Here is a 26321-nt window from a genome sequence, read left to right as displayed (position 1 = left end):
GGGGCGGGGGGGCCTTTGTGGTGGGGGCCGGGGGGGGGCGGCCGGGGCCGCCCCCCCCGGGGCCCGGGGGGGGGCCGGGGGCCCCCCGCCGGGGGGGGGGGCCCCCCCCCGGGGGGGGGCCCCCCCCCCTTCCCCGTCGCGCGGTTCTACTTGCTGAAGCCGTAGTTGAGCAGCTTCGTCGCGTCGGACTTGCGCGTGGTCCCGTTGGTCGAGGACAGGACCGTGCCGATGACCGTCTTGCCGTTGCGGGTGGCGGCGAAGACCAGGCAGTACCCGGCCTCCGGACCGGAACCGGTCTTCACACCGATCGCGCCCGTGTAGCTGCTGAGCAGCGGGTTGGTGTTCTCCCACGGCGCCATCGTCCGCGTGCCGCCGGACTTGGTGGTCGTCTTCGCCGTGTACTTCTTCGTCTTGACGACCGTGCGGAACGTGGAGTTCTTCATCGCCGCGCTGGCGAGCTTCGTCAGGTCGCGCGGCGTGGAGTAGTTGGCGCCCTTGCCGATGCCGTCGAACGAGTCGAAGTGCGTGTTCTTCAGGCCCAGGCTCTTGGCGGTGGTGTTCATCTTGCCGATGAACGACTTAACGCGCGCCGACCGCGTCGAACCCGAGCCGAACTTGTCGGCGAGGGCGTAGGCCGCGTCGCAGCCGGACGGCAGCATCAGCCCGTACAGCAGCTGGCGGACGGTGACCTTGTCGCCGACGATCAGCTTGGCGTTGGACGCCCAGTTGTTCTCGACGATGTAGTCGCTGTACGCCTTCTGGACCGTGACCTTGCTGTCCAGGTTGAGGTTCGACTGCTTCAGCACCACCAGCGCGGTCATGATCTTGGTGGTGGAGCCGGTCGAGCGGCGGGTGTCGGCCGCCTTGGTGTAGAGCGACGTGCCGGTCGCGTTGTTCATCACGTAGCCGCCCTTGGCGGCGATCGAGGGCGTGGCGGCGGCCTGCGCCTGCGTGGTGGTGAGGGCTCCGGTCGCGAGCATGGCGCCGGTGGTCACGGCGACGGCCGCGGCTCTGCGGAAACGGGTGCCCTTAGTGCCGGTTATCAAGTCAGATACCCCGATTGCGTTGAATGCCCCAACGGTGCGGCCGAGTTGAGGACGAGGAGAAAGGGGCCGCACGTGTCTGACTTGTAAGTAGCACAGTTGGTTGTGCTCACACCGCGCGGGACCCCTGCTTTGCCACAGATGTGTGACATACGCGTCCGGATCCTGGACGGCTGCGTCCATGGACACCTGTTGTATCTATGCTGTCCGCATGACCCTGGCCGTGAAGCAACCCCCCGCCGCCGACCGCGTCTACATCCACGTCAAACAGGGCGTCCTGGAGCGCCGCTACGAGGGCGGGACCCTCCTCACCGAGGGCGAGCTGGCCGAGGCCGTCGGGGTCTCGCGCACCCCCGTGCGGGAGGCGCTGCTCCGGCTGGAGGCCGAGGGTCTGATCCGGCTCTACCCCAAGAAGGGGGCCCTGGTCCTGCCCGTCTCCGCGCAGGAGATCGCCGACGTCGTCGAGACAAGGCTGCTCGTCGAGGAGCACGCGGCGCGCAAGGCCGTGCCCGCGCCCCCCGGGCTCATCGAGCGCCTGGAGGAGCTGCTGGCCCGGCAGAAGAGGCAGGCCGCCGCGGGAGACCTCGCCGGGGCCGCCGTGACCGACCGCTGCTTCCACGCCGAGATCGTCCGCAGCGGCGGCAACGAGATCCTCTCCCGCCTCTACGACCAGCTGCGCGACCGCCAGTTGCGCATGGGCGTGGCCGTGATGCACTCCCACCCCGACCGCATCGCCAAGACCCTCGCCGAGCACGAGGAGATCCTCGACGCGCTGCGGGCGGGGGACGCCGAGGCGGCCGTCGGGCTCGTCCACCGGCACGTCGGCTGGTTCTCCCACCTGGCCCGCGGGGAGGTCCGATGAGCTCGGCGGCGCTTCCGGGCGGTCCTCCCCCGCAGGGGGCACCCCCGGGCGGACGGCGGGCCCTGGCCGTCTGGGGCGTCGGCGTCTCCGTCTACTTCGTCGCGGTCATCTTCCGCACGTCCCTGGGCGTGGCCGGCCTGGACGCCGCCGACCGCTTCCACGTCAACGCCTCGGCGCTGTCGACCTTCTCCATCCTCCAGCTGCTGGTCTACGCGGGCATGCAGATACCCGTCGGCCTGCTCGTCGACCGGCTCGGCACCAAGAAGGTGCTCGCGCTCGGCGCGGTGCTGTTCACGGCCGGGCAGCTGGGCTTCGCGTTCTCCCCGTCGTACGGCATGGCGCTCGCCTCGCGGGCGCTGCTCGGCTGCGGTGACGCGCTGACGTTCATCAGCGTGCTGCGGCTGGGCACCCGGTGGTTCCCCGCCCGGCGCGGGCCGCTCGTCGCCCAGTTCGCGGGGCTGGTGGGCATGGCGGGCAACCTGGTCTCCACGCTCGTGCTGGCCCGGCTGCTGCACGGCGTCGGCTGGACCGCGGCCTTCGCGGGCAGCGCGGTCGCCGGTGCCGTGGTGTTCGCGCTGGTGCTGCTGTTCCTCAGGGACCACCCGGAGGGTCAGGAACCGGAGCCGGTCCCGCACCGGGGCGCGGCCTACGTACGGCGCCAGATCGCCGCCTCCTGGCGGGAGCCGGGGACGCGGCTGGGTCTGTGGGTGCACTTCACGACCCAGTTCCCGGCGATGGTGTTCCTGCTGCTGTGGGGCCTGCCGTTCCTGGTGGAGGCGCAGGGGCTGCCCCGTGCCACGGCCGGTGAACTCCTCACGCTGGTGGTGCTGTCCAACATGGCCGTCGGCCTGGTCTACGGCCAGATCGTCGCCCGGCACCACGGCGCCCGGCTGCCGCTCGCCCTCGGCACGGTCGGCACGACGGCGGTCCTGTGGGCGGCGACGATCTTCCACCCGGGGCGGCACGCGCCGATGTGGCTGCTGGTCGTGCTGTGCGTGGTGCTCGGGGCGTGCGGGCCGGCGTCGATGATCGGCTTCGACTTCGCCCGGCCGGCGAACCCGCCCGAGCGGCAGGGCACGGCCTCCGGCATCACCAACATGGGCGGTTTCGTGGCGTCCATGACCACGCTCTTCGCGATCGGCGTGCTGCTGGACGCCACCGGCGACGACTACACGGTGGCCTTCTCCGCGGTCTTCGTGCTGCAGGCGCTCGGCGTCACGCAGATCCTGCGGCTGGGCGGGCGGGCTGCCCGCCGGGAGCGGGAGCGGCTGGTGGCGAGCCGGGTGGAGACGGTGCACGTGCCGGCGTAGCCGGCCGTGTCAGCGGGCCGCGACGGGCACGAGCGTGAGGTACGCGAGCCCGAGGACGCCGCGGTAGGTGAGCCAGGCGGTGCGGTGGCGGTCGGCGCGCTGCCGGGTCTCCTCGGCCTGCGGGTGGCCGGGGTGCTCGGCGAGCCACACCTCGGTGTCCGCCAGGTACGCCGACTCGAACGCCTCCCACTCGTCGAGACTCGCGGTCTCCGTCCACTCCGGCCGGAACCCCGCCGCGATCACCCGGTCGATCAGGCCCGGCAGGCCGGGATGGTCGGTGGCGGCGGCGCCCGGCCACATGCGGGACAGTTCGGCGACGGTCGGGGTGCGCTGCCAGAAACCCTCGCCGAGCAGGACACGGCCCCCGTCGGTGACGAGCCCGCGCAGGTCCGCCAGGGCCCCGGGGAGGTCGCCGCCGAGGGCCTGGCTCGCGCCGACGCACAGGACGAGGTCGGCGGGGCCGTGGGGCGTGCCGGTGGCGGACTCCTCCAGGAAGCGGACCCTGGAGGTGAGTTGCCGTTCCTCGGCGGCCCGCCGGCCGTGGGCCAGGTCCTCGGCGTCGAGGTCGACGCCGAGGCCGGTCGCCCCCGGGGCGGCCGCCAGGACGCGCAGCATGAGCTCGCCCCGGCCGCAGCCGATGTCCAGGACGGAGGCGGGGGAGTTGCCGGCGAGGCGTCGCACGAGGGCGTCCGCGCGGGTCTCGGACAGAGGGCCGTGGAAGGTGAGCCGGCCGGAGCGGCGGGGTGGCGGGGTCATGGGAGGGGACGCTACGGCGGGGCGCGGCGCGCCGGCACCCGGTTTATCGACACCCAGCCCGACCGCCGGGCCGGAAACGCACCCCCTCGGCCCCCCCGGGCCACCGAAGCTCCCGGCTCCACCCGGACCCCGGGGCCCGCCGCCGTGGCGGCGCGGTTGCCCGCGTCCCGGTGCCCGGCGTTGCCCGTCGCCGGACGGGAGGCCGCCGTTGTGGCGGCGCGGTTGCCCGCGTGGGGGTGTGGCCGGTGCCGGGCGTCGGCGGTCGAGGGCCATGGCCTGCGCGCCTCGGCGCGACGAGGCGCCACCGCGCCCGCCGCCCCCGGACCTCTCGGTCTCGCTCCGGCCGGGCCCGTCGCCGTGGCGGCGCGGCTGCCCGTGTCCCGGTGCCCGGCGTTGCTCCGTCGCCGGGTGGGAGGCCGCCGTTGTGGCAGCGCGGTTGCCGCGTGCGGGGTGTGGCCGGTGCCGGGCGTCGGCGGTCGAGGGCCATGGCCTGCGCGCCTCGGCGCGACGAGGCGCCACCGCGCCCGCCGCCCCCGGACCTCCCGGTTCCGCTCCGGCCGGGGGCCGTCGCCCGGTGGCGCGGTTGCCGCAGGCGGGCGCGGCCGGTGCCGCCCGTGCCGGGCGGGGCCTCGCGTTGCGCGGCTCGATACGGCAAGTCGCGTTCCCCGTCCGGTTTCCCCCCACAGGGACCAGCCCTCCGGTGGTGCGCCTGTCCGCGGGCGGGCGGGGCCGGGGCCGCTCGTCGCCGGGTGAGGGCGTGGCCTACGGGGTCACCGTGAAGTTGCGGAGGATCGCCGCCGTCAGGTCCGGGTCGCCCTCCGTCTTCAGGCGGTCGGCAACCGCCTCGGGCGTCACGCGGCCGCAGGCCAGCCGGACGTAGGTCTCCCAGTCGAGGGTGAGCGTGGCCGCCGGGCCCAGCGCCGGGGCCGTCTCCAGGGTGCCGCGGCCCTGGATGTCGACCCGGATCGTGCGCAGGAACTCGACCGGGCCGTGCACGTCGAAGACGATCGCCGAGCTGCGCGGCGCCTGCGCGTCCTCCGCCACCACGCGCGGCAGTTCACCGAGCAGCACGTCACGGGCGACGTGCGCGCCGGGGGAGTCGAGGTTGCCGGGCCGGCCGAGCGCCGTGCGCAGGTCCTGCTCGTGCACCCACACCGCGAAGGCGTGCCGGCGCATGGACTCCTCCAGGGTCAGCTCCGCGCCGAGCGGCCCGCGCACCTTCGTGCCCGGGTCGCGCGAGTCGTTGCGCAGCTGGCGGTTGCGGCGGATGATCACGTACTCCAGCTCGGAGGTCATCTCCGGCGCCGTGTGGTGGCGGCGGACGTCGACCTGCATCTCCATGTAGCGCTGGTGGTCGTTCGTGACGTGGAACAGGTCGCGCGGCAGCGAGTGGATCGGGCGCGGGTCACCGAGCATCTCGCAGTCCAGGCCGATGACATGGGACACCACGTCCCGCACCGACCACCCGGGGCACGGCGTACGCCGGTTCCATTCGGCCTCCGCGAGCGGCTGGACCAGCTCGGATATCGCTTCGATGGAGTGGGTCCAGGCGTCGGCGTAGGGCTGGAGGGTGGGATGCAGACTCACGGAACGGGACCCCTCGGCGGTCGGTGCACGGGCAGGTGGTGGCGGCGTTGCCAGTGGGAGTTGGCGGCTGTCGGCGGGTGTCTTGCGAGCTAAGTTACGCTGCTGTGGGGCACCCCGGCAGTGCTTTCGTGTGACGATCGTAGGCCCGTGTGGACGGCTCGAATGCCAGGACGGTGGTAGTGTGCGCGCCTCTGTGATCCAGATCGCCGTAGACGAGGGCGAATCGGTCGAATCGCGCCGCCTGCGGGCCGCCGCGCTGGTCCGGGAGCAGGCCGGCAGCGACCTCGTCGTCCTCCCCGAGCTGTGGACCACCGGCGCCTTCGCCTACGACGCGTTCGGCACCGAGGCCGAACCGCTCGAGGGCCCGACCCACGAGGCCATGGCCAAGGCCGCGAGCGACGCGGGCGTCTGGCTGCACGCCGGGTCGATCCCCGAGCGGGACCCCGACGGCCCCCTGTACAACACCTCCCTCGTCTTCTCGCCCTCCGGCGACCTGGCCGCCGCCTACCGGAAGATCCACCGGTTCGGCTTCGACAAGGGCGAGGCCGTGCTGATGGGCGCCGGCAGGGAGCTGGTGACGGTGCGTCTGCCCGCCACGACCCTGGGCCTGGCGACCTGTTACGACCTCCGCTTCCCCGAGCTGTTCCGCGGGCTCGTCGACGCCGGGGCCGAGACGCTCGTGGTGTCGGCGGGCTGGCCGGAGCGCCGCCGGTCCCACTGGACGCTGCTGGCCCGGGCCCGGGCCGTGGAGAACCAGTCGTTCGTCCTGGCCTGCGCGACGGCCGGGACGCACGCGGGTGTCCCCCAGTCGGGGCACTCGGTCGTGGTCGACCCCTGGGGCGAGGTGCTGGCCGAGGCCGGGGCGGGGGAGGAGGTCCTCACCGTGGAGTTCGACCCGGCGAAGGTCGCGGCGACCCGGGAGCAGTTCCCGGCACTGAAGGACCGGATGCTGGGACTCCGGCCGCCGCGCACACCCTGAGCGGACGCTCTCAGTCCTCCCGTTCCTTCTCCGCCAGGTGGATCACGCACACCGCCACCGCGATCAGCAGCGCCGGGTCCGCGTCCTCGCGCACGACGTCCACGCCGTAGGTGTCCCGCAGCGTCAGCCAGCGCCGGGAGATCACCGCGAGCAGCTCCCCGTCGTACTCGACGGCGAACTCCCGGTCCAGGATCTTGCCGCTGACGTCCAGTTCGCTGCCGTCGGCCAGGGACACCCGGTAGTGGTTGCGCAGCAGGGAGAGCCGTTTGCGGCGGATGGTCGCCAGCGGTTCCCCGGCCCGCTGCAGCACCATCGTGTCGCGCAGGGCCAGCATCTTCTGGTGGATGTCGACGAGGACGCGGCCCTGGGCGTCCTTCAGCTCCCAGGTGTCGCGCAGCCGCAGGGCCTTGCCGTCGACGAGGAACACCTTGGCGCCGTGCTCGTCCTCGATCCAGTAGTCGTCACCGAAGCCGAGGAGCCGGTCGTACACGAGGAATCTCATGAGACCAGGGCTTCCCCGCCGCCGCCGCCGAAACGCCGCCGATAGGCCGACGGGCTGAGCCCGGTCGCCCGCCGCAGCCGCGCCCGCAGGTTGGCGGCCGTGCCGAGCCCGCTGCGGGCCGCCACCACCTCCAGCCGCTCCTCGCCCCGCTCGATCAGCCGGCAGGCCAGCGCCACGCGCTCGCCCGTGAGCCATGCCAGCGGGGTCGTGCCGAGCTGGGCGCGGAAGCGGCGGTGCAGCGTGGCGGGGCTGACCCGCGCGCGGGCGGCCAGGTCCGCCACCGTCAGCGGCTCGCCCAGCCGCTCCTGCGCCCACTGCAGCAGCGGCGCCAGCGACGCGTCCCGCACCTCGGGCACCGGCCGTTCCACGAACTGCCGCTGCCCGCCGTCCCGGTGCGCGGCGAACACCAGCCGGCGGGAGACGTGGTTGGCGATCTCGGCGCCGTGGTCACGGCGCCACAGGTACAGCCCCAGGTCGAGCGCGGCCGCGCTGCCCGCCGCGGTGAGGACGTCGCCCTCGTCGACGAAGAGGACGTCCGGCTCCAGCAGCACCCGCGGGTGCAGCCGGCGGAAGGAGTCCGCCCAGCGCCAGTGCGTCGCCGCCCGCCGGCCGTCCAGCAGCCCGGCCTCGGCGAGCGCGAACGTGCCGGTGCAGAAGCTGACCACCCGGGTGCCGCGCGCGTGCGCGCGGCGGACGGCGTCCAGCACGGCGGGGACCCGGGGCACGACGTTGTCCGGCCGGCCCGGCACCACCAGCGTGTCCGCCCCGTCCACGGCGTCCAGGCCCGGGACGCCGCTCAGCGTGAAGAAGCCGTGGTTCATCCGGATCCGCGGCGCGGGCGCGCACAGCGTCACCTCGTACAGCGGCCCCGGCAGCCCCAGCTCGGGCCGCGGCAGCCCGAACAGCTCGGTGGCCACCCCGACCTCGAACGGGTTGGTGCCCTCGTCCACGATCACGGCGACCTGGTGCGGGCGGTGCGGGCGGTGCGGACGCTGCGAGGATCCTTGCGACATGTGCGATTCCTAGCACTCGCGGCCGCCGTACGGCACCCCGCAGGATCGGTTCATGACCCCAGAACCCGTCTTTCTCGCCGACGCCCTGGCCTCCTTCACCGAGCGGTGGAGCCCTCGCATCGTCGCCGCCGTCAACGACTACGACGTCCGGATCGCCAAGGTCGAGGGCGAGCACGTCTGGCACGTCCACGACCACACCGACGAGTTCTTCCTCGTCCTCGACGGCGAGCTCCACATCGGCCTGCGCGAACCGGCCGGCGAGCGCATGGTCGTCCTGCCCCGGGGCAGCGTCTTCACCGTCCCGCGCGGCACCGAACACAAGCCGTACGCGCCCGCGCCGGCCGCGATCCTGATGTTCGAGCCGACCGGCACGCTCACCGTCGGCGACCGCCACGACGAGGTCCCGGACCACGTGGACGCCACGACGGGGCACGCGCTGGGCTGACCGCTCCCCGGGCCCGCCGCGGACCGGCGATCCGGCGTCGCGCCGGGATGGCAAGCTGGACGCATGAACGACTCCGCACCCCGGCGCGTCCGCGTCCGCGCCCCCGAGCTGACCGGCGAGGGCGGCTGGCTGAACACGGGCGGGCGGCAGTACTCCCTCGCCGACCTGCGCGGACGCATCGTCGTCCTGGACTTCTGGACCTTCTGCTGCATCAACTGCCTGCACGTCCTGGACGAGCTGCGCGAGCTGGAGGAGAAGCACCGGGACACGGTCGTGGTCATCGGGGTGCACTCGCCGAAGTTCGCGCACGAGGCCGAGCACGCGGCGGTCGCCGACGCGGTGGAGCGCTACGGCGTGGAGCACCCGGTGCTGGACGACCCGGAGCTGGCCACGTGGAAGCAGTACGCCGTGCGCGCCTGGCCGACGCTCGTGGTGATCGACCCCGAGGGGTACGTCGTCGCCCAGCACGCCGGTGAGGGCCATGTGCACGCCATCGAGCGGCTGGTCGCGGAGCTGGAGGAGGAGCACGCGGCCAAGGGCACGCTGCGCCGCGGCGACGGGCCCTACGTGGCGCCGGAGCCGGAGCCGACGGTGCTGCGCTTCCCGGGCAAGGCCGTGCCGCTGCCGGGCGGCACCTTCCTGGTGAGCGACACGACCCGGCACCAGCTGGTGGAGCTGGCCGCGGACGGGGAGAGCGTGCTGCGCAGGATCGGCGCCGGCACGCGGGGCTTCGCCGACGGGGCCGCCGGTGCCGCCGCGTTCAACGAGCCGCAGGGGCTCGCCGTCCTCGACGACGGGTCGGTGGTCGTCGCCGACACCGTCAACCACGCCCTGCGGCGGCTGGACCTCGCCACCGGGGAGGTCACCACCCTCGCCGGCACCGGCCGGCAGTGGTGGCAGGGCTCCCCCACCTCGGGTCCGGCCCGCGAGGTCGACCTGTCCTCCCCCTGGGACGTCGCCTGGTGGCGGGGCCGGGTGTGGATCGCCATGGCCGGGGTGCACCAGCTGTGGGCGTACGACCCGCAGGACGGGACGGTGGCCGTCGCGGCCGGGACGACCAACGAGGGGCTGGTCGACGGGCCGGGCGACCAGGCCTGGTTCGCGCAGCCCTCCGGACTCGCCGCCACGGAGGAGCGGCTGTGGCTCGCCGACGCGGAGACGTCCGCCCTGCGCTGGGTGGATCCCGACGGCTCGGTCCACACCGCCGTCGGCACCGGCCTGTTCGACTTCGGCCACCGGGACGGCCCCGCCGCACAGGCCCTGCTCCAGCACCCGCTGGGCGTCACGGCCCTGCCCGACGGCTCGGTCGCCGTCAGCGACACCTACAACCACGCCCTGCGCCGCTACGACCCGGCGACCGGCGAGGTGACGACCCTGGCCACGGACCTGCGCGAGCCGAGCGACGCGGTACTCGCGGGCGACGACATCGTGGTCGTGGAGTCGGCCCGGCACCGGCTGACCCGGCTGCGGCTGCCGGAGGAGGCGGTGAAGGTGCCGGACGTGGCCCACCGCACCCGGCGGGAGCCGGCCGAGGTCGCTCCCGGGCGGCTCCGGGTGGACGTGGTCTTCCAGGCACCGGCGGGCCAGAAGCTGGACACCCGGTACGGCCCCTCGACGCGGCTGCTGGTCTCCTCGACCCCGCCGGAGCTGCTGCGGACCGGCGAGGGCGCGGGGACGGACCTGTCGCGCGCCGTGGAACTCGACCCGTCCGTACCGGAGGGCGTGCTGCACGTCTCCGCGATGGCCGCGTCCTGCGACGACGACCCGGCCAACCCCTACCCGGCCTGCCATGTGCACCAGCAGGACTGGGGCGTCCCCGTCCGTCTCACCGAGACGGGCACCGACCGGCTGCCGCTGGTCCTCGCGGGCATGGACGAGGCGCCCGGTCGGTGACGGGGGGTCACACCCCCGCCTCTCGCCGGACCGCCCCGCCCGGGTGAAGCCGTGCCGGGGTCAGACCCCGTAGCCGTCGCTGTAGCCGTCGCGCGTCGGGCGCCGTCCGTCGTCCACGACCGGCGTCGTGGGGGGCACCACCACGCGCCGGCGCCTGGCGATGCTGCTGAACGTCGTGACGCCGATCAGTCCGACGATCATCAGGATCACTCCGACCAGGTCGAGGTTGACCCCCTGCATGTCCCAGTCGGTCGCGAACGTGAGGATGGCTCCCACGGCGATGAGGATGATGCATCCGCCGAGGCCCATGTGTGTCGCCTCCCTGTACGGTCCGGTCGTTCCGGTCCCGGAACACCGGGTACCCCCAGGGCGAACACCCATGCGGTGAGGGGCCGTTCTACCGCTGCAGAAAGGCCGTCAGGGCGTTGGCCAGCAGGAACGGGTCGTCGGCGCCGCAGAGTTCGCGGACGCTGTGCATCGACAGGATGGCCACGCCGATGTCGACCGTCCTGATGCCGTGCCGGGCGGCGGTGATCGGGCCGATGGTGGTGCCGCACGGCATGGAGTTGTTGGAGACGAACGACTGGAACGGCACGTCCGCCGCCTCGCAGGCCGCCGTGAACTCCGCGCGGCCCGAACCGTCCGTGGCGTAGCGGTTGTTGACGTTGACCTTGAGGATCGGGCCGCCGTTGACCCGCGGGTGGTGCGTCGGGTCGTGCCGCTCCGCGTAGTTGGGGTGGACGGCGTGGCCCGTGTCGGAGGACAGGCAGACCGATCCGGCGAAGGCGCGGGCCCGGTCCTCCCAGGAGCCGCCGCGCGCGAGGACCGAGCGCTCCAGGACGTTGCCGAGGAGCGGTCCGTCGGCGCCCGTGTCCGACTGGGAGCCGTTCTCCTCGTGGTCGAAGGCGGCCAGGACCGGGATGGAGGCCGGCTGCGACGACGCGGCGACGGCGGCGAGGGCCGCCGTGCCGGCGTGCACCGACAGCAGGTTGTCCATGCGCGGGCCGGCCAGCAGTTCACGGTCGCGGCCCAGGTAGGCGGGCGGCTCCACGGAGTGGGTCATGAGGTCCCAGCCGGTGACCTCGCCCGCGGGGAGGCCGGCGGTCTCCTCCAGGAAGGCGATCAGGTCGCCGTCGCGCACGTCGTGGCCCAGGCCCCAGACCGGCTGCATGTGCCGCTGCTTGTCGAGCTTGAGGCCGTCGGCCGTCACCGAGCGGTCCAGGTGGATGGCGAGCTGCGGGACGCGCAGCAGCGGCCGGTCGACGTTCACCAGCCGCGTCGAGCCGTCGCGCAGGGTCAGCCGGCCGGCGATGCCGAGGTCGCGGTCGAGCCAGGAGTTGAGCAGGGGCCCGCCGTAGATCTCCACGGCCACCTGGCGCCAGCCGTGCGCCCCGGTGTCGGGCAGCGGCTTGACGCGCAGGTTGGGGGAGTCGGTGTGGGCGCCGACGATCCGGAACGGCGTGTGCGCGGCGGCGCCCTCCGGCACGTACCAGGCGACGATCGCCCCGCCGCGCAGCACGTACTTGCCGCCGCTCGTCCCGTCCCAGGCGTCCGTCTCGGCGACCTGCCGGAAGCCGGCCTTCTCCAGCCGTTCGGCGGCGTTCGCCACGGCGTGGTACGGCGACGGGCTCGCCGCCAGGAAGGACATGAGGTCGTCGGTGTGGCCGCGGTCGAAGCGCGCTGGGTTGGTCATGCCCTCACCTTAACGACGGACGAGGGCCCGCTCCCCGGGCAGGGGAACAGGCCCTCGAACCGAGGACGTGAGGATCAGAACGCGGCCTCGTCCAGCTCCATCAGGTCCAGCTCGACGCTCTCGGCGACCTTGCGGGCCAGGGTGACGCCGGGCAGGACGTTGGCGGCGAAGAACTTCGCGGCCGCGATCTTGCCGGTGTAGAAGGCCTTGTCCTTGGCGGAAGCGGTCTGAAGCTTCTCGGCGGCGATCGCGGCGCCCTTGAGCAGCAGGTAGCCGACGACCACGTCACCGGAGGCCATCAGCAGGCGGGTGGTGTTGAGCCCGACCTTGTAGATGTTCTTGACGTCCTGCTCGGTGGCGGCGAGGTCGGTCAGCATCAGGCCGACGATCGCCTCCAGCTCCACGGCCGCCTTGGCCAGGTGCTCGCGGGCGCCCGCCAGCTCCTCGCCGCCGGTGCCGAGCGCCAGGAACTTCTTGATGTCCTCGGCGAGGGAGTTCAGCGCGGCGCCCTGGTTGCGGACGATCTTCCGGAAGAAGAAGTCCTGGCCCTGGATGGCCGTGGTGCCCTCGTAGAGGGTGTCGATCTTGGAGTCCCGGATGTACTGCTCGATCGGGTACTCCTGCAGGAAGCCGGAGCCGCCGAAGGTCTGCAGCGACTGGGCGAGCTGCTCGTAGCCCTTCTCGGAGCCGTAGCCCTTGACGATCGGCAGGAGCAGGTCGTTCAGCGCGTGCTCGGTGGTGGCGTCCTCGCCGGCGGCCTCCTTGATCTGGATGGCGTCCTGGATCGAGGCGGTGTACATCACCAGGGCGCGCATGCCCTCCGCGTACGCCTTCTGCGTGATCAGCGCGCGGCGCACGTCCGGGTGGTGCGTGATGGTGACCTTGGGCGCGGTCTTGTCCATGAAGTTCGCCAGGTCCGGGCCCTGGACGCGCTCCTTGGCGTACTCGAGCGCGTTCAGGTAGCCCGTGGAGAGCGTGGAGATCGCCTTCGTGCCGACCATCATGCGGGCGAACTCGATGATGCGGAACATCTGGCGGATGCCGTCGTGCTTGTCGCCGATCAGCCAGCCCTTGGCGGGGTGCTTGTCGCCGAACGTCATCTCGCACGTGTTGGACGCCTTCAGGCCCATCTTGTGCTCGACGTTGGTGGCGTAGACGCCGTTGCGCTCGCCCAGCTCGCCGGTCTCGAAGTCGAAGAGGTACTTCGGGACGAGGAAGAGGGACAGGCCCTTGGTGCCGGGTCCGGCGCCCTCGGGGCGGGCCAGCACGTAGTGGAGGATGTTCTCCGACATGTCGTGCTCACCGGAGGTGATGAAGCGCTTCACGCCCTCGATGTGCCAGGAGCCGTCCTCCTGCTGGACCGCCTTGGTGCGGCCGGCGCCCACGTCGGAGCCCGCGTCGGGCTCGGTGAGCACCATCGTGGAGCCCCACTGCTTCTCCGTGGCGATCTTGGCTATGTGCTTCTGGACCTCGTTGCCCTCCTCGAAGAGGATGCCGGCGAAGGCGGGGCCCGAGGAGTACATCCACACGGCCGGGTTGGCGCCCAGGATCAGCTCGGCGTAGGCCCAGATGAGGGAGCGCGGCGCGGTGGTGCCGCCGATCTCCTCGGGCAGGCCGAGGCGCCAGTACTCGGAGTCCATGAAGGCCTGGTAGCTCTTCTTGAACGACGCGGGGATCGGCGCGGTGTTGGTCTCCGGGTCGAAGACCGGCGGGTTGCGGTCGGCATCGGCGAAGGACTCGGCCAGCTCGTTCTCCGAGAGGCGGGTCAGCTCCTCCAGGATGCTCTTGGCGGTCTCGACGTCCATCTCCTCGAACGGGCCGGTGCCGTAGACCTTGTCGCGCCCGAGTACTTCGAAGAGGTTGAACTCGATGTCGCGGAGATTCGACTTGTAGTGCCCCATGGCGACGGCTCCCGGCTCCGTAGAGAGATCGGCGAGGCACTGGATCCTCGCGCTAGTTCACGTACCAACAAGTAGCTACACATGATGCTACCCGTCGGTAATAAGAGGCAACCCCGATCCGGTCATCTGTGACGCGTGGCTCAGACCGGCGCCGTGAGTCGTCCTGCGGCGGGCGGGCACTTCGCCCGGCCGCTCTCGGTACGCTTGCGCTCATGTACGGCTACGACCAGACAGCGGGCCCGCAAGCGCAGTACGCCCCTCCGCAGCAGCCGATGTCCGGCGGGTACGGGCAGCAGCCGCCGCTGTACCCCGAGCCGTCCCCGCCCTCGCTCGCCGACGCGGTGCGCGCGTTTACGACGGGGCAGATGGCGGCCGAGGACTTCCAGCAGGTCTTCGCCACGTCGAAGGTGTACTGCCCGCGCGGCGACAACCCCGGCTTCCTCGCCCTGCACAACACGCAGCAGCCGGTGATCCCCATGTTCAGCACGCTCAAGGAGCTGCGCCGGTACGCGGGCAAGGAGTCCAAGTACTTCGTGATCACCGGCGCCGAGGTGCTGGACCTGCTGCCCACGGGCTACGGCTTCGTCCTCGACATGGAGGGCGAGCACCGCATGGTGTTCGACGCGAAGGCCGTCGAGCAGATGGTCGAGTTCGCGATGCGCCGCATGTACGGCTAGACGCCTCGCCGCGCAGCCGGCCGAACTGCGGATTCCGTCTGGCCTCCGGGTCCTCGGGCCGTCACCCCCGCGGGGGTGACGGCCTTTCGCCGTGCCCCTCCGCCGTGGTTCGCTGCGCCGTCCCCCGGGCCGGGAATGCGCCTCCCGGTTTCTCGGTTGGGGGTGGCAGAAAGTTCAACGCTCAACTAAAGTGGGCGTACACGAGGAGGAACCGACATGCCTGCTGTGACCGTCGAGAACCCGCTGACGCTGCCCCGAGTGACCGCTTCCGCCGACGCCGTGGCACGTCCCGTGCTCGCCGTCACGACCGCCCCGAGCGGTTTCGAGGGCGAGGGCTTCCCGGTGCGCCGGGCGTTCGCGGGGATCAACTACCGCCACCTCGACCCGTTCATCATGATGGACCAGATGGGCGAGGTGGAGTACGCGCCGGGCGAGCCCAAGGGCACCCCCTGGCACCCGCACCGCGGCTTCGAGACCGTCACCTACATCATCGACGGCATCTTCGACCACCAGGACTCCAACGGCGGTGGCGGCACCATCACCAACGGGGACACCCAGTGGATGACCGCCGGCTCGGGCCTGCTGCACATCGAGGCACCACCGGAGCACCTGGTGATGTCCGGCGGGCTCTTCCACGGCCTGCAGCTGTGGGTGAACCTCCCGGCCAAGGACAAGATGATGGCCCCGCGCTACCAGGACATCCGCGGCGGCTCGGTCCAGCTGCTCACCAGCCCCGACGGCGGTGCGCTGCTGCGGGTCATCGCCGGTGAGCTGGACGGGCACCAGGGTCCGGGCATCACGCACACGCCGATCACGATGATCCACGCCACGCTGGCGCCGGGCGCCGAGCTGACCCTGCCGTGGCGCGAGGACTTCAACGGCCTGGCGTACGTGCTGGCCGGGCGCGGCAGCGTCGGCGCCGAGCGCCGCCCGGTCCACATGGGCCAGACCGCCGTCTTCGGCGCGGGCTCCTCGCTGACCGTCCGCGCCGACGAGAAGCAGGACTCCCGCACGCCGGACCTGGAGGTCGTCCTGCTCGGCGGGCAGCCGATCCGTGAGCCGATGGCCCACTACGGCCCGTTCGTGATGAACACCAAGGACGAGCTCATGCAGGCCTTCGAGGACTTCCAGAAGGGCCGCCTGGGCACGGTCCCGGCCGTGCACGGCATGACCGAGAGCGGTCCGCAGGACTGACGGCCGTCACCGCGCCTCGGGGTTCTCCCAGGTGGTGACGTCCACGGTGACGGACGACAATCCGTTGTCGTCCGTCTGCCAGCCGAGGACGGTCAGGGAGGCGACCCGGTTCTCGTCGGTGAGCACGCAGGCGGTGAGGCCCTTGCGGATGTTCTTCCGGTCGATGGTGAAGCCGAAGTCGGTGGCGGCGGCGCAGCTCTGCTGCGTCGCCGCCCCTTCGACGGTGGCGATGTCACCCCTGTCACCGCCGATGGTCCAGCCGTTGCCGCCGGTCGGCATGGTGGAGGTGATGTCGGGGAATCCCTCGCTGAAGTCCAGGTCCGTGCCGGCCCCGGACCTCAGCACCACCTTGCGGTGCTCCCGCACCTCCGCGGCCGCCGCGTCGGCGTCGGCCGCCGGGGCGGCGGCGCCCGGCGGGGAGGCGGCCGGTGCCGGCGTCGGCGTGCCGCCCGTGGCCGCGGACGTCCCGCCCGGGTCCGGGGACGCGGACGAACCGGTCGTCACGCTCGTGCCCGCCCCGGCCTGCGCGCCGCCCTGGGCGCCCTGACCGTCGAGCCACAGATAGCCGACCACGCCCACCACGGCCACCGCGGTGATGGCCACCATGGCGGTGGCGGGACCCTTGTACGACAGGCGTCCCAGCTTGACCTGTGCGGAGGGGTCGCGTCGGCCGCCGCCCTCGTACGACACCGAGAAGGAGGACCTCTTGCCCCGGTCCTCCCGGGATGCGGACTTGCCCATGCGAATTCCTTGCCTGCGGTCGGAGTGCGGCCAGGGGACTTATCGTGCAGGCGGTGTGAAGGGCGTCGCCGTCACTCACCCGGCGGTCACACGAAAGGGTGCATAGGCTTCGCGGAGTTGACGGATGGGTCCGTCAAGGCGACCAGGAGCCGTCCCCCGAGCCGTTCACCGACTCGTACAGCTCGAACCAGATGCTCTTGCCCTCGCCCCGCGGGTCGACCCCCCAGGCGTGCGCGAGCAGTTCGATCAGGACCAGACCGCGGCCGGAGGACGCCAGCTCCCCGGGCCTGCGCTTGTGCGGCAGGTCGTCGCCCGCGTCGGCGACCTCGATCCGCAGCCGCCGCTCCCCCACCTCCCCGGTGATCTCGGCGACGAGCAGGGCGTCGGAGTCGGTGTGCACGAGGACGTTCGTCAGCAGCTCGGACAGCAGCAGCACCGCCGAGTCCACCTGGTCGGGACTGGCCCAGTCGTGCAGCAGCTCCCGCTGCTGCTGCCGGGCCACCGCGATCCGCTCCGGCTCGGCCTGCGCGACCGTCAGCACCGAGCGGCGCACCGGCGGCGCCGCCGCCAGGGAGTCGCCGCAGCCGCAGCCGTCGCCGTCCCGGCTCAGCAGCAGCATCGCGATGTCGTCCTCGCGGCGGTCCACCAGCGGGCCGGTGGTGTGGTGCGAGGACGGGCCGTGCACGGCCTGCACCAGCGTGTCGGCGAGCTCCTCCAGATCGCCCTTGTGCTCCTCCAGGATCGTGCGCAGCCGCCGCCAGCCCGTGTCCAGGTCGTGGCCGCCGGTCTCGATCAGGCCGTCCGTGCAGATCAGCATGGTCTCGCCCGGCTCCAGCGCGAGCCGGGTCGTCGGGTAGTCGGCGTCCGGGTCGATGCCCAGCGGCAGACCCCCCGAGGTCGGCCGGGTCAGCACCGTGCCGTCGGCCATCCGGATCGCCGGGTCCGGATGCCCGGCGCGGGCGATGTCCAGCAGCCCCGAGGCCGGATCGACCTCCACGTAGACGCAGGTGGCGAAGCGCGGATCGTAGGGGTCCTCGTCGCTGATGCCGTGCAGGAAGCGCGAGGCGCGGGAGAGCACCGCGTCCGGGCGGTGGCCCTCCGAGGCGTAGGCCCGCAGGGCGATCCGCAGCTGCCCCATCAGCCCCGCCGCCCGCACGTCATGGCCCTGGACGTCCCCGATGACCAGCGCGAACCGCCCACTGGGCAGTGGGATCACGTCGTACCAGTCGCCGCCGACCTGGAGCCCGCCGCCGGTCGGGACGTAGCGGGCGGCGACGCTCATGCCCGGGATGCGCTGGGAGCCGAGCCTCGGCAGCATCGTGCGCTGCAGTCCGTCCGTCAGGGCCCGCTCGCTCTCGGCCACGCCCGCCCGGGTCAGCGCCTGGGCCAGCATCCGCGCCACCGTCGCCAGGACGGACCGCTCGTCCGGGGTGAAGGCGACCGGGTAGGTGAACGCCGCCATCCAGGCGCCCATCGTGCGGCCCGCCACGGTCAGCGGCAGGAACGCCCAGGACCGGCGGCCGAACCGCTCGGCGAGCGGCCAGGTCAGCGGATAGCGGGCCTTGTACTGCTCGGGCGAGGACAGATACACGGCCCGGCCGGTTCGCACCACCTCGGCGGCCGGGTAGTCCGTGTCCAGCGGCATGTCCGAGAAGGGGCTCTCGGTGCCGCGCTGCTGTCCGTGGTGGCCGATGACCGTCAGCCGGTCGCCCTCCACGCCGAACACCGCCAGCCCGTCCGGCGAGAACCCGGGCATGGACAGATTCGCGGTGACGCGCAGGACCTCCTGCGTGGAGCGGGCCTCGGCCAGAGCCCGGCCGGCGTCCAGCAGGAACGCCTCCCGCGAGCGCCGCCAGTCACCGGTGACCGCACTGCGCCCGGCCGGGGTGCCCGGTGTCGGCTCGGTGACCTCCTGGAGCGTGCCGATCAGCAGATAGGCCTTGCGGGCCCGGTCGAAGGTCGGCTTGGAGCGGCTGCGGACGACCCGGACCACCCGGCCCTGTTCGTCCATGATCCGGATCCGCACCTCCGCGAGGGTCCCCTCCGCGACGGCCAGCTGGATCACGCCGGTGATCTCGTTCCAGTCGACCGGGTGCAGCCGGGCCCGGGCCTGGGCCTCCGTGAGGGTGACCTGCTCGGCGGGCAGCCCGAGCAGCCGTGCCGCCTCGGCGTCGACCGTGACCAGCCCGGTGGCGGTGTCCCAGTGCCACAGTCCGGTCGCGAGGGCGGCGAGGGCCTCCCCCACGGCGGGCAGGGGCTCGCCAGTGCGCATTGCCCTACTTTAAGAAGACGCGCTCGCACACTGCCACCGAGAGCGGCAGCGTGCTCGGTCCCCCTCGCCGGGGCGCTCGCCCGTCGTCCGCGGAGAACTCGGGAGAGCCGATCTTCGCCTGCCCGGTACGCTGGGGACCAGTTTCACGTGAAACACAGACCCCGATCAGCGAAGACTGGATGAACGACGATGCATCGGTACAGGTCCCACACCTGCGGCGAGCTCCGCTCCTCTGACGTCGGCACCGACGTCCGGCTGAGTGGCTGGCTGCACAATCGGCGCGACCTGGGCGGCATCCTCTTCATCGATCTGCGCGATCACTACGGCATCACGCAGCTCGTGGCCCGTCCCGGCACCGCCGCCTACGAGGCCCTCGACAAGCTCTCCAAGGAGTCGACCGTCCGCGTGGACGGCAAGGTCGTCTCCCGCGGCGCCGAGAACATCAACCCCGACCTGCCGACCGGTGAGGTCGAGGTCGAGGTCGGCGAGGTCGAACTGCTCGGCGCGGCCGCCCCGCTGCCGTTCACGATCAACACCGAGGACGGCGTCAACGAGGAGCGGCGCCTGGAGTACCGCTTCCTCGACCTGCGCCGCGAGCGCATGCACAAGAACATCATGCTGCGGTCGTCGGTGATCGCCTCGATCCGCTCGAAGATGGTCGCCCTCGGCTTCAACGAGATGGCGACGCCGATCCTGTCCGCGACCTCCCCCGAGGGCGCCCGCGACTTCGTCGTCCCCTCCCGTCTGAACCCGGGCAAGTTCTACGCCCTCCCGCAGGCGCCCCAGCAGTTCAAGCAGCTGCTGATGATCTCCGGCTTCGACCGCTACTTCCAGATCGCGCCCTGCTTCCGCGACGAGGACGCCCGCGCCGACCGCTCGCCGGGCGAGTTCTACCAGCTCGACATCGAGATGAGCTTCGTCGAGCAGGAGGACGTCTTCCAGCCCGTCGAGAAGCTGATGACCGAGCTGTTCGAGGAGTTCGGCGGCGGCCGCCACGTCACCTCGCCGTTCCCGCGGATCCCGTTCCGCGAGGCGATGCTGAAGTACGGCTCCGACAAGCCCGACCTGCGTGCCCAGCTCGAACTCGTCGACATCACCGACATCTTCGAGGGCTCGGAGTTCAAGGCCTTCGCGGGCAAGCACGTGCGCGCCCTGCCGGTGCCGGACGTCTCCGCGCAGCCCCGCAAGTTCTTCGACCAGCTCGGCGACTTCGCCGTCTCGCAGGGCGCCAAGGGCCTGGCCTGGGTCCGCGTCGGCGAGGACGGCTCGCTGTCGGGCCCGATCGCGAAGTTCCTCACCGAGGACAACGTCGCGGAGCTGACCAAGCGGCTCTCCCTGGCCGCCGGCCACGCCGTCTTCTTCGGCGCGGGCGAGTTCGACGAGGTCTCCAAGATCATGGGCGCGGTCCGGGTCGAGGCGGCCAAGCGTGCCGGGCACTTCGAGGAGGGCGTCTTCCGGTTCTGCTGGATCGTCGACTTCCCGATGTACGAGAAGGACGAGGAGACCGGCGCGATCGACTTCTCGCACAACCCGTTCTCCATGCCGCAGGGCGGTCTGGAGGCCCTGCAGACCCAGGACCCGCTGGACATCCTGGGCTGGCAGTACGACATCGTCTGCAACGGCGTCGAGCTGTCCTCCGGCGCGATCCGGAACCACGAGCCGGAGATCATGCTCAAGGCCTTCGAGATCGCCGGCTACGACCGGGAGACCGTCGAGGAGAAGTTCGCCGGCATGCTCCGCGCCTTCCGCTTCGGCGCCCCGCCGCACGGCGGCATCGCCCCGGGCGTCGACCGCATCGTCATGCTCCTCGCGGACGAGCCCAACATCCGCGAGACCATCGCCTTCCCGCTCAACGGCAACGCCCAGGACCTGATGATGGGCGCGCCGACGGAGCTGGAGGAGGCCCGGCTGAAGGAACTGCACCTGACGGTGCGCAAGCCGCAGCCGAAGTAGGACGCACAGACACGAGCGGCCCGGAACCGGAAACGGCCCGGGCCGCTGCCGCGTTCAGTCCTCGGAGAAGAGCTCTTCGGCGGTGGCGACGGTCAGGGACCGGTCGAACCAGAGGGTGAGCGTGTCGAGGTCCGTGCAGGAGGTGATGCGTTCGCGGTCGTCTGTGGTGAGCGGGACTCCACGCTTCTCCAGCACACGAAGCACGGACTCGACCTGGTTCTCGGCCTTTCCTTCGGCCTTACCTTCGAGGTAGGTCTGCTCGAAGAGGGTTCCCCTGCCCGGGAAGTAAGTGGCGACCATCTTCTCCAGCTCTCTCCAGGTCTCCTGGACCGGAGTGTTCTCCAGTCCTACTTCAAGCCATTCGCACCAGTACTTCGCTGTGGCCTTGTCGAACGACCGCATTCCGCGGGCCAGCATGTCCAGTATGGCGGGGGCGTTTTCGCTTTCGCTATGCACGATGGCCGAGAAGGTGGCCATCGCCGGTGCACGGGCGACCAGGGATTCGTCAGTGATCTCCGGGACGTTGTCCGGGCCCAGGACGAACGGTCGCGTGGTCTGCGACGTCCACGTACCGACGCGGCACTCGAAGGGCCCGGCCGCCCAGGCCGCCGTCGGCCGGTTCCTGCACACCGCGACCAGCAGCACCGGCAGGCCGAACTTCGCATGCAGGTACGCCACGTAGTAGGACCAACTGAGTCCCTTGCCGCGGACCTTGCCGGTCTGGGCCTCGATGGCGATGAGAAAGCCGTCGCCTTCTGACGGCTCCACTCTCAGCACCGTGTCCACCCGGCGCTCCAGGGGCTTGATCTCCGTAGCGTCGGGTGTCAGCGCCTCGATCGTCGCCTTCGCGGGCGGCGGGAGCCCCAGGGCCTCGAAGACGGGGAAGAGAACCTCCGGATGGTCCTGGAAGATCCGGTGGGAGGTCTCATGGGTTGATGTGACCATGTGGGCAAAGTAGGCCCCTCGCATTCGGTGATGCGGGTGTCCGGGGTGCGTTCACTCTTTCGGGAACAGCAAAAACGTTCCCGTCGTGCGAAGGGCTATCGGGCGACGAACTGGGTGAGGATGGCCTGGACCTCGTAGATGTCCACGCCCTTGGTGAAGGTTTTTTCGATGGGGGCGGGGGTGCCGGAGATCCAGATCTTGAGTTCTGCGTCCAGGTCGAAGGTGCCTGCCGTTTCCACCGAGAAGTGGGTGATGCTGCGGTAGGGCACGGAGTGGTACTCGACCTTCTTGCCGGTGATGCCCTGCTTGTCGACGAGGATCAGGCGGCGGTCGGTGAAGAGGATCGTGTCGCGGATCAGCAGGAACGCGGCGTGGACCTGTTCGCCGTGGCCGAGGAGGCGGGCGTAGTCCTGCTGGGCCGAGGCCGGGTTCACGGTGTGCGCGTTGCCGAACAGTGCCATCGTTGGTTCCCCCTGTATGTTGGGTCGGCCGCTCGGCCGTCCTCGGAGGGATCTTCGCAAAGCAGGCGGCCCGGGAGAAGCCTCTCGTTCTCCCGGGCCGCCTGCTGTAGCGAGCGTGTTACGGCTGTTACGCCGTCGGCTTCTCCTCCAGGCGCGGGAAGAGGACCGCGCCCTTGGTGACCGTCGTGCCGGCGGGGAGCCTGCCCCAGTCGCCGGCCTCCTGGATCCGCTGGTCCGCGAGGGCCCCGAGGGAGGCCTCCGCGCCGAGGGACTCCCACAGCTTCTGGGACGTCTCCGGCATGACCGGGTTGAGGAGGACCGCGACGGCGCGCAGGGACTCCGCGGCCGTGTAGAGGATCGTCGCCAGGCGGGCCCTGCCCTCGTCGGACGTGTCCTTGGCGACCTTCCAGGGCTCCTGCTCGGTGATGTAGCCGTTGACCTGCTTGACGAAGTCGAAGACCGCCAGGATGCCGCCCTGGAAGTCCAGCTCCTCGCCGATGCGGCGGTCCGCTTCCGAGACGGCCTTGGCCAGGCCCTCGTGGATCGCCCGCTCGGCGTCGCCGTCGGCCGCCGACGCCGGCAGTTCGCCGCCGAAGTACTTGCCGACCATCGCCGCGACGCGGGACGCGAGGTTGCCGTAGTCGTTCGCCAGCTCGCTCGTGTAGCGGGCGGAGAAGTCCTCCCAGGAGAACGAGCCGTCCTGGCCGAAGGCGATCGCGCGCAGGAAGTACCAGCGGTAGGCGTCCACGCCGAAGTGCGAGGTCAGGTCCTGCGGCTTGATGCCGGTCAGGTTCGACTTCGACATCTTCTCGCCGCCGACCATCAGCCAGCCGTTGGCCGCGACCTTGCCGGGGAGCGGGAGGCCCTGCGCCATCAGCATCGCGGGCCAGATCACCGCGTGGAAGCGGAGGATGTCCTTGCCGACCAGGTGGACGTCGGCCGGGAAGGTCTCCTCGAACTTCGCCTGGTTCTCGTTGTAGCCGACCGCCGTGGCGTAGTTCAGCAGGGCGTCGACCCACACGTAGATCACGTGCTTGTCGTCCCAGGGGATCGGGATGCCCCAGTCGAAGGTCGAGCGGGAGATGGACAGGTCCTGCAGGCCCTGGCGGACGAAGTTCACGACCTCGTTGCGCGCGGACTCGGGCTGGATGAAGCCGGGGTTGGCCTCGTAGTGGGCGAGGAGCTTCTCGCCGTACGCGCTCAGCTTGAAGAAGTAGTTCTCCTCGCTGAGGATCTCCACCGGCTTCTTGTGGATCGGGCAGAGCTTCTCGCCCGCGTACTCGCCCTCGCCGTCCAGCAGCTCGCCGGGGAGCTTGTACTCCTCGCAGCCGACGCAGTACGGGCCCTCGTAACCGCCCTTGTAGATCTCGCCCTTGTCGTACAGGTCCTGCACGAACTCCTGGACGCGGTCGGTGTGCCGCTTCTGGGTGGTGCGGATGAAGTCGTCGTTGGCGATCTCCAGGTGCTCCCAGAGAGGCTTCCACGCTTCGGTGACGAGTTTGTCGGCCCACGCCTGGGGAGTGACCCCGTTGGTCTCGGCCGTGCGCATGATCTTCTGACCGTGCTCGTCCGTGCCGGTGAGGTACCACACCTTCTCGCCACGCTGACGGTGCCAGCGCGTGAGCACGTCGCCTGCGACGGTCGTATAGGCGTGGCCCAGGTGAGGAGCGTCGTTGACGTAGTAGATGGGGGTCGAGACGTAGTACGCCTTCGCCCCCTGCTTCTCGGATCCAGTGGCCGCCATGGTCGAAATCCTACTGGGCGGCTGAAGATCGACTCACACGCGTTTCGGGGGGTGGACGGGCCGTGGGGTGCGCCGTCCACCCCCCGAGAGGCTGCGGGGTCCGCGGGGTCCGCGGGGTCCGCGGGGTCTGCGGGGTCCGCGGTGCGTCTACGGGCGCCAGTTCGCGAGTACGCCCTCGTAGAGCTCCTTGTCCGTGAGCTCGCGGGGGGTCTCGCCGGCGAGGAAGTGGGACGTGTTGGGGGTCTTGAGCTTGCGGAGGTAGTCGAAGGCCTTGTTCTCCGGGTCGCCGAACGCGACGAAGGAGAAGAACACGGCGGGGTGGGTCTTGGCCGCGTCGGTGAGGGCCTGGGTGGCAGGGGTCTTGGCGTCGGGGGCGCCGTCGGTCTGGAAGATCACCAGGGCCGGGGTGCCGGGGGTGTCCGCGGTCGCCTTGTCGTGGTGGGCGAGGACGGCCTCCACCGCGGCGTGGTAGCTGGTGCGGCCCATGCGGCCGAGGGAGGCGTGCAGGGTGTCGATCTTGTTCTCGTGGTCGGTGAGGGTGATCTCGCCGGTGCCGTCGACTTCGGTGGAGAAGAAGACGACCGGGACGGTGGCCTCGGGGTCGAGGTGGGCGGCGAGGGCGAGGGTCTGCTCGGCGAGGGCCTGGGCGCTGCCGTCCTTGTAGTACGGGCGCATGGAGGCGGAGCGGTCGAGGACGAGGTAGACCTTGGCTCGGGTGCCGGTGAGGTCGTGGGTCTTGAGGGTGCTGGCTGCGGCGCGGTAGGCGGTGGCCAGGCCGGGGGCGTGGGTCTTGAGCTGGGTGAGGGTGAGGGCGGGTTCGGCCTCGGCCTCGGCCTCGGCTTCGCCTTCGGCCGTGTCGTTCCCACCCGCACCACCCGTGCGGCTTTCGTCGTCGGGTGCGGGTGGCCCCTGAGGGGCCTGGTCGCCGTCGGCGGCCGCGGGTTCGGGGGTGGGGGTGGTGTCGTTCCTGGCCTCGTCCGCGTCCTCGGCCTCGTCCTTGACGGGGGCGGGCTGCGTTTCGGCCGCCTCGGCTTCGGCCTTCGGCTGCTCGGGCTCGGCTTCCCGCTTTGCCTCCGGCGCCGGCTCGTCGGTGGTCTCCGGCTCGTCCGCCTGCGGCGCCTCGGCGGTCGCCGGCTTCTCGGCGGGGGCGGCCTCCGGCTCGGGCTGGGGCTGGGGCTCCGAGGTCGGCGCCGTGGTCTTGTCCTCGGCCTCCGGCTCCTCGTCGACCGCCGGGTCCTCGGTGACGGCGGACTTCTCGCTGACGGCAGGCTTTGCGGCGTCCGCCGACTCGTCCGTGTCCTCGGGCTTCTCGGCGGCTGCCGGTGCCTCGGCGGTCTTCGGCTCGTCGGCGTCGTCCGCCTTCTCGGCGTCCGCCGACTTCTCCGCGTCCGCCGACTTCTCCGCGTCGGCGGGCTCGTCCGTGTCCTCGGGCTTCTCGGCGGCTGCCGGTGCCTCGGTCACCTCGGGCTTCGCAGCCTTCGGCTCCTCGGCGGCCTCCGGCTCCTCCACCTCGAGCTTCTCCACGCTCTCCGGGTCCGCGACAGCCGGCCTCTCGGCCACCGGCTCCTCCGCGATCTCCCGCTCCGCGGCAACCGGCTCCTCCGCGGCAACCAGCCCCTCCGCAGCAGCCGCCTTCTCGGCGCCCGGCTCCTCCGCGGCGACCGGCTCCTCCGCGGCAACCAGCCCCTCCGCAGCAGCCGCCTTCTCGGCGCCCGGCTCCTCCGCGGCGACCGGCTCCTCCGCGGCGACCGGCTCCTCCACGCCCGGCTTCTCCGCAGCAACCGCCGTCTCTGCGCCCGCCGTCTCCGCGCTCGCCTTCTCCGCGACCGGCTCCTCCACGCCCGCCTTCTCCGCGGCAACCGCGTTCTCCGCGACCGGCTCCTCGACGCCCAGCTTCTCCGTGCCCGCCTCCTCGACGCCCGGCTCCTCCCGCAGCTCGCGCTCCGTGGTCGCCGCTTTCTCGTTCGTCTCGGAGGGGCGGTCCTCCGACCGGGTGGGCGTCTCGGAGGGGCGGTCCTCCGATCGGGTGGGGCGGGGGACCGTCACCTTGTCGAAGGCCGCTGCCACCAGGTCGTGTTCGTCGCGGGACGACACGCGGGGTTCGGGGACGGTCGCCGCGGGGGTGGGGTCGGGTTCCGGGGAGGGGGACGGGACCCGGGGCTCGGCGGCCTCCGTGGGGGAGGGCTGCTCGGCCGGTGCCGGTGCGGTGGTGGTCGGTTCCGTCGTCCGCGCCGCACCCTCCGCCTCGGCGGTCCGTGACTTGCGGGACCGTCCGAACGCGTTCCGCAACCGAGTGAGAATGCCCATGTGCGCGCAACCCTTCGCGTGAGTTGAAGCCCGTCAATCCCTG

22 protein-coding genes are annotated in these 26321 nt (G+C 71.7%); 8 read left to right on the top strand and 14 right to left on the bottom strand.

Features of this window, described 5'->3' with window-relative positions; genetic code table 11:
* Window positions 1-146: 146 nt before the first annotated feature.
* A complete protein-coding gene (locus ACIGAN_RS10285) occupies window positions 147-1046 on the bottom strand; it encodes a D-alanyl-D-alanine carboxypeptidase family protein (protein ID WP_365736334.1) in 900 nt (299 codons plus the stop codon).
* A gap of 208 nt (window positions 1047-1254) precedes the next feature.
* On the opposite strand from ACIGAN_RS10285, the gene ACIGAN_RS10280 reads away from it, so the two are divergent.
* Together ACIGAN_RS10280 and ACIGAN_RS10275 are read left to right on the top strand one after the other, a co-directional pair.
* Entirely contained in the window at window positions 1255-1905 is a 651-nt protein-coding gene (locus tag ACIGAN_RS10280; protein WP_365736332.1) for a GntR family transcriptional regulator, read from the top strand.
* On the top strand, window positions 1902-3215 hold the full coding sequence (locus ACIGAN_RS10275) for a nitrate/nitrite transporter (RefSeq protein WP_399856606.1): 1314 nt from the start codon (window positions 1902-1904) through the stop codon (window positions 3213-3215). Before ACIGAN_RS10280 ends, ACIGAN_RS10275 begins: the two co-directional genes overlap by 4 nt.
* Before the next feature lie 9 nt (window positions 3216-3224).
* On the opposite strand, the gene ACIGAN_RS10270 is transcribed toward ACIGAN_RS10275, so the two are convergent.
* Together ACIGAN_RS10270 and ACIGAN_RS10265 are read right to left on the bottom strand one after the other, a co-directional pair.
* A complete protein-coding gene (locus tag ACIGAN_RS10270) occupies window positions 3225-3971 on the bottom strand; it encodes an SAM-dependent methyltransferase (RefSeq protein WP_399856604.1) in 747 nt (248 codons plus the stop codon).
* Window positions 3972-4733: 762 nt separating this feature from the next.
* On the bottom strand, window positions 4734-5558 hold the full coding sequence (locus ACIGAN_RS10265; RefSeq protein ID WP_365736326.1) for a maleylpyruvate isomerase family mycothiol-dependent enzyme: 825 nt from the start codon (window positions 5556-5558) through the stop codon (window positions 4734-4736).
* Window positions 5559-5739: 181 nt separating this feature from the next.
* Between ACIGAN_RS10265 and ACIGAN_RS10260 the strand changes: the two genes are divergently transcribed.
* Window positions 5740-6537 (top strand): carbon-nitrogen family hydrolase, encoded by a 798-nt coding sequence (locus ACIGAN_RS10260; RefSeq protein WP_399856602.1) that lies wholly within the window; start codon window positions 5740-5742, stop codon window positions 6535-6537.
* Between the two features lie 10 nt (window positions 6538-6547).
* On the opposite strand, the gene ACIGAN_RS10255 is transcribed toward ACIGAN_RS10260, so the two are convergent.
* Complete coding sequence (locus tag ACIGAN_RS10255; RefSeq protein ID WP_365736324.1) at window positions 6548-7039, bottom strand: LURP-one-related/scramblase family protein; 492 nt, start codon at window positions 7037-7039, stop codon at window positions 6548-6550.
* Window positions 7036-8052, bottom strand: coding sequence for a helix-turn-helix domain-containing protein (locus ACIGAN_RS10250; RefSeq protein ID WP_399856600.1), 1017 nt, complete (start codon window positions 8050-8052; stop codon window positions 7036-7038). Before ACIGAN_RS10250 ends, ACIGAN_RS10255 begins: the two co-directional genes overlap by 4 nt.
* Before the next feature lie 52 nt (window positions 8053-8104).
* On the opposite strand from ACIGAN_RS10250, the gene ACIGAN_RS10245 reads away from it, so the two are divergent.
* Window positions 8105-8497: a cupin domain-containing protein gene (locus ACIGAN_RS10245; RefSeq protein ID WP_399856598.1), complete on the top strand. Its 393-nt coding sequence runs from the start codon at window positions 8105-8107 to the stop codon at window positions 8495-8497.
* Between the two features lie 63 nt (window positions 8498-8560).
* On the top strand, window positions 8561-10390 hold the full coding sequence (locus ACIGAN_RS10240) for an NHL domain-containing thioredoxin family protein (protein ID WP_399856596.1): 1830 nt from the start codon (window positions 8561-8563) through the stop codon (window positions 10388-10390).
* A gap of 60 nt (window positions 10391-10450) precedes the next feature.
* Here ACIGAN_RS10240 and ACIGAN_RS10235 read toward each other — a convergent pair whose 3' ends face one another.
* From ACIGAN_RS10235 to ACIGAN_RS10225, 3 genes are all read right to left on the bottom strand, one after another.
* A complete protein-coding gene (locus ACIGAN_RS10235) occupies window positions 10451-10699 on the bottom strand; it encodes a DUF6458 family protein (RefSeq protein WP_184985954.1) in 249 nt (82 codons plus the stop codon).
* Window positions 10700-10787: 88 nt separating this feature from the next.
* Window positions 10788-12083: a M18 family aminopeptidase gene (locus ACIGAN_RS10230; RefSeq protein ID WP_399856594.1), complete on the bottom strand. Its 1296-nt coding sequence runs from the start codon at window positions 12081-12083 to the stop codon at window positions 10788-10790.
* 74 nt (window positions 12084-12157) lie between these two features.
* A complete protein-coding gene (locus ACIGAN_RS10225; RefSeq protein WP_365736314.1) occupies window positions 12158-13984 on the bottom strand; it encodes an acyl-CoA dehydrogenase in 1827 nt (608 codons plus the stop codon).
* 212 nt (window positions 13985-14196) lie between these two features.
* On the opposite strand from ACIGAN_RS10225, the gene ACIGAN_RS10220 reads away from it, so the two are divergent.
* Together ACIGAN_RS10220 and ACIGAN_RS10215 are read left to right on the top strand one after the other, a co-directional pair.
* On the top strand, window positions 14197-14661 hold the full coding sequence (locus tag ACIGAN_RS10220; RefSeq protein WP_094057835.1) for an SseB family protein: 465 nt from the start codon (window positions 14197-14199) through the stop codon (window positions 14659-14661).
* 216 nt (window positions 14662-14877) lie between these two features.
* Window positions 14878-15855, top strand: coding sequence for a pirin family protein (locus ACIGAN_RS10215; protein ID WP_365098942.1), 978 nt, complete (start codon window positions 14878-14880; stop codon window positions 15853-15855).
* Window positions 15856-15861: 6 nt separating this feature from the next.
* On the opposite strand, the gene ACIGAN_RS10210 is transcribed toward ACIGAN_RS10215, so the two are convergent.
* Together ACIGAN_RS10210 and ACIGAN_RS10205 are read right to left on the bottom strand one after the other, a co-directional pair.
* Complete coding sequence (locus tag ACIGAN_RS10210; protein WP_399856591.1) at window positions 15862-16596, bottom strand: hypothetical protein; 735 nt, start codon at window positions 16594-16596, stop codon at window positions 15862-15864.
* Between the two features lie 133 nt (window positions 16597-16729).
* Complete coding sequence (locus ACIGAN_RS10205; protein WP_399856589.1) at window positions 16730-18868, bottom strand: ATP-binding SpoIIE family protein phosphatase; 2139 nt, start codon at window positions 18866-18868, stop codon at window positions 16730-16732.
* Between the two features lie 189 nt (window positions 18869-19057).
* Between ACIGAN_RS10205 and aspS the strand changes: the two genes are divergently transcribed.
* Window positions 19058-20821, top strand: a complete 1764-nt coding sequence (gene aspS, locus ACIGAN_RS10200; RefSeq protein WP_365736308.1) for an aspartate--tRNA ligase — start codon at window positions 19058-19060, stop codon at window positions 20819-20821.
* A 54-nt stretch (window positions 20822-20875) separates the two neighbouring features.
* Here the strand turns inward: aspS and ACIGAN_RS10195 are convergent, their stop codons facing one another.
* The 4 genes from ACIGAN_RS10195 to ACIGAN_RS10180 all read right to left on the bottom strand — a co-directional run bounded on the left by ACIGAN_RS10195 (window position 20876) and on the right by ACIGAN_RS10180 (window position 26278).
* A complete protein-coding gene (locus ACIGAN_RS10195) occupies window positions 20876-21766 on the bottom strand; it encodes a hypothetical protein (protein WP_399856587.1) in 891 nt (296 codons plus the stop codon).
* 95 nt (window positions 21767-21861) lie between these two features.
* The gene (locus ACIGAN_RS10190; RefSeq protein ID WP_376326511.1) at window positions 21862-22227 is read right to left on the bottom strand and encodes a PH domain-containing protein; all 366 of its coding nucleotides are present in this window, start codon (window positions 22225-22227) and stop codon (window positions 21862-21864) included.
* Between the two features lie 127 nt (window positions 22228-22354).
* On the bottom strand, window positions 22355-23971 hold the full coding sequence (gene metG, locus ACIGAN_RS10185) for a methionine--tRNA ligase (protein ID WP_399856585.1): 1617 nt from the start codon (window positions 23969-23971) through the stop codon (window positions 22355-22357).
* A gap of 147 nt (window positions 23972-24118) precedes the next feature.
* Window positions 24119-26278 carry a VWA domain-containing protein gene (locus ACIGAN_RS10180; RefSeq protein ID WP_399856583.1) on the bottom strand — a complete coding sequence of 720 codons (2160 nt, stop codon included), beginning with the start codon at window positions 26276-26278 and terminating at the stop codon, window positions 24119-24121.
* Between the last annotated feature and the right edge of the window lie 43 nt (window positions 26279-26321).

Origin of the sequence: Streptomyces sp. NPDC085931, assembly GCF_044540565.1 — a bacterium.
In the GTDB taxonomy this organism is placed as follows: domain Bacteria; phylum Actinomycetota; class Actinomycetes; order Streptomycetales; family Streptomycetaceae; genus Streptomyces.
The sequence above is the reverse complement of the archived record's forward strand: the minus strand, read 5'-3'. Positions and strand labels throughout refer to the sequence as shown.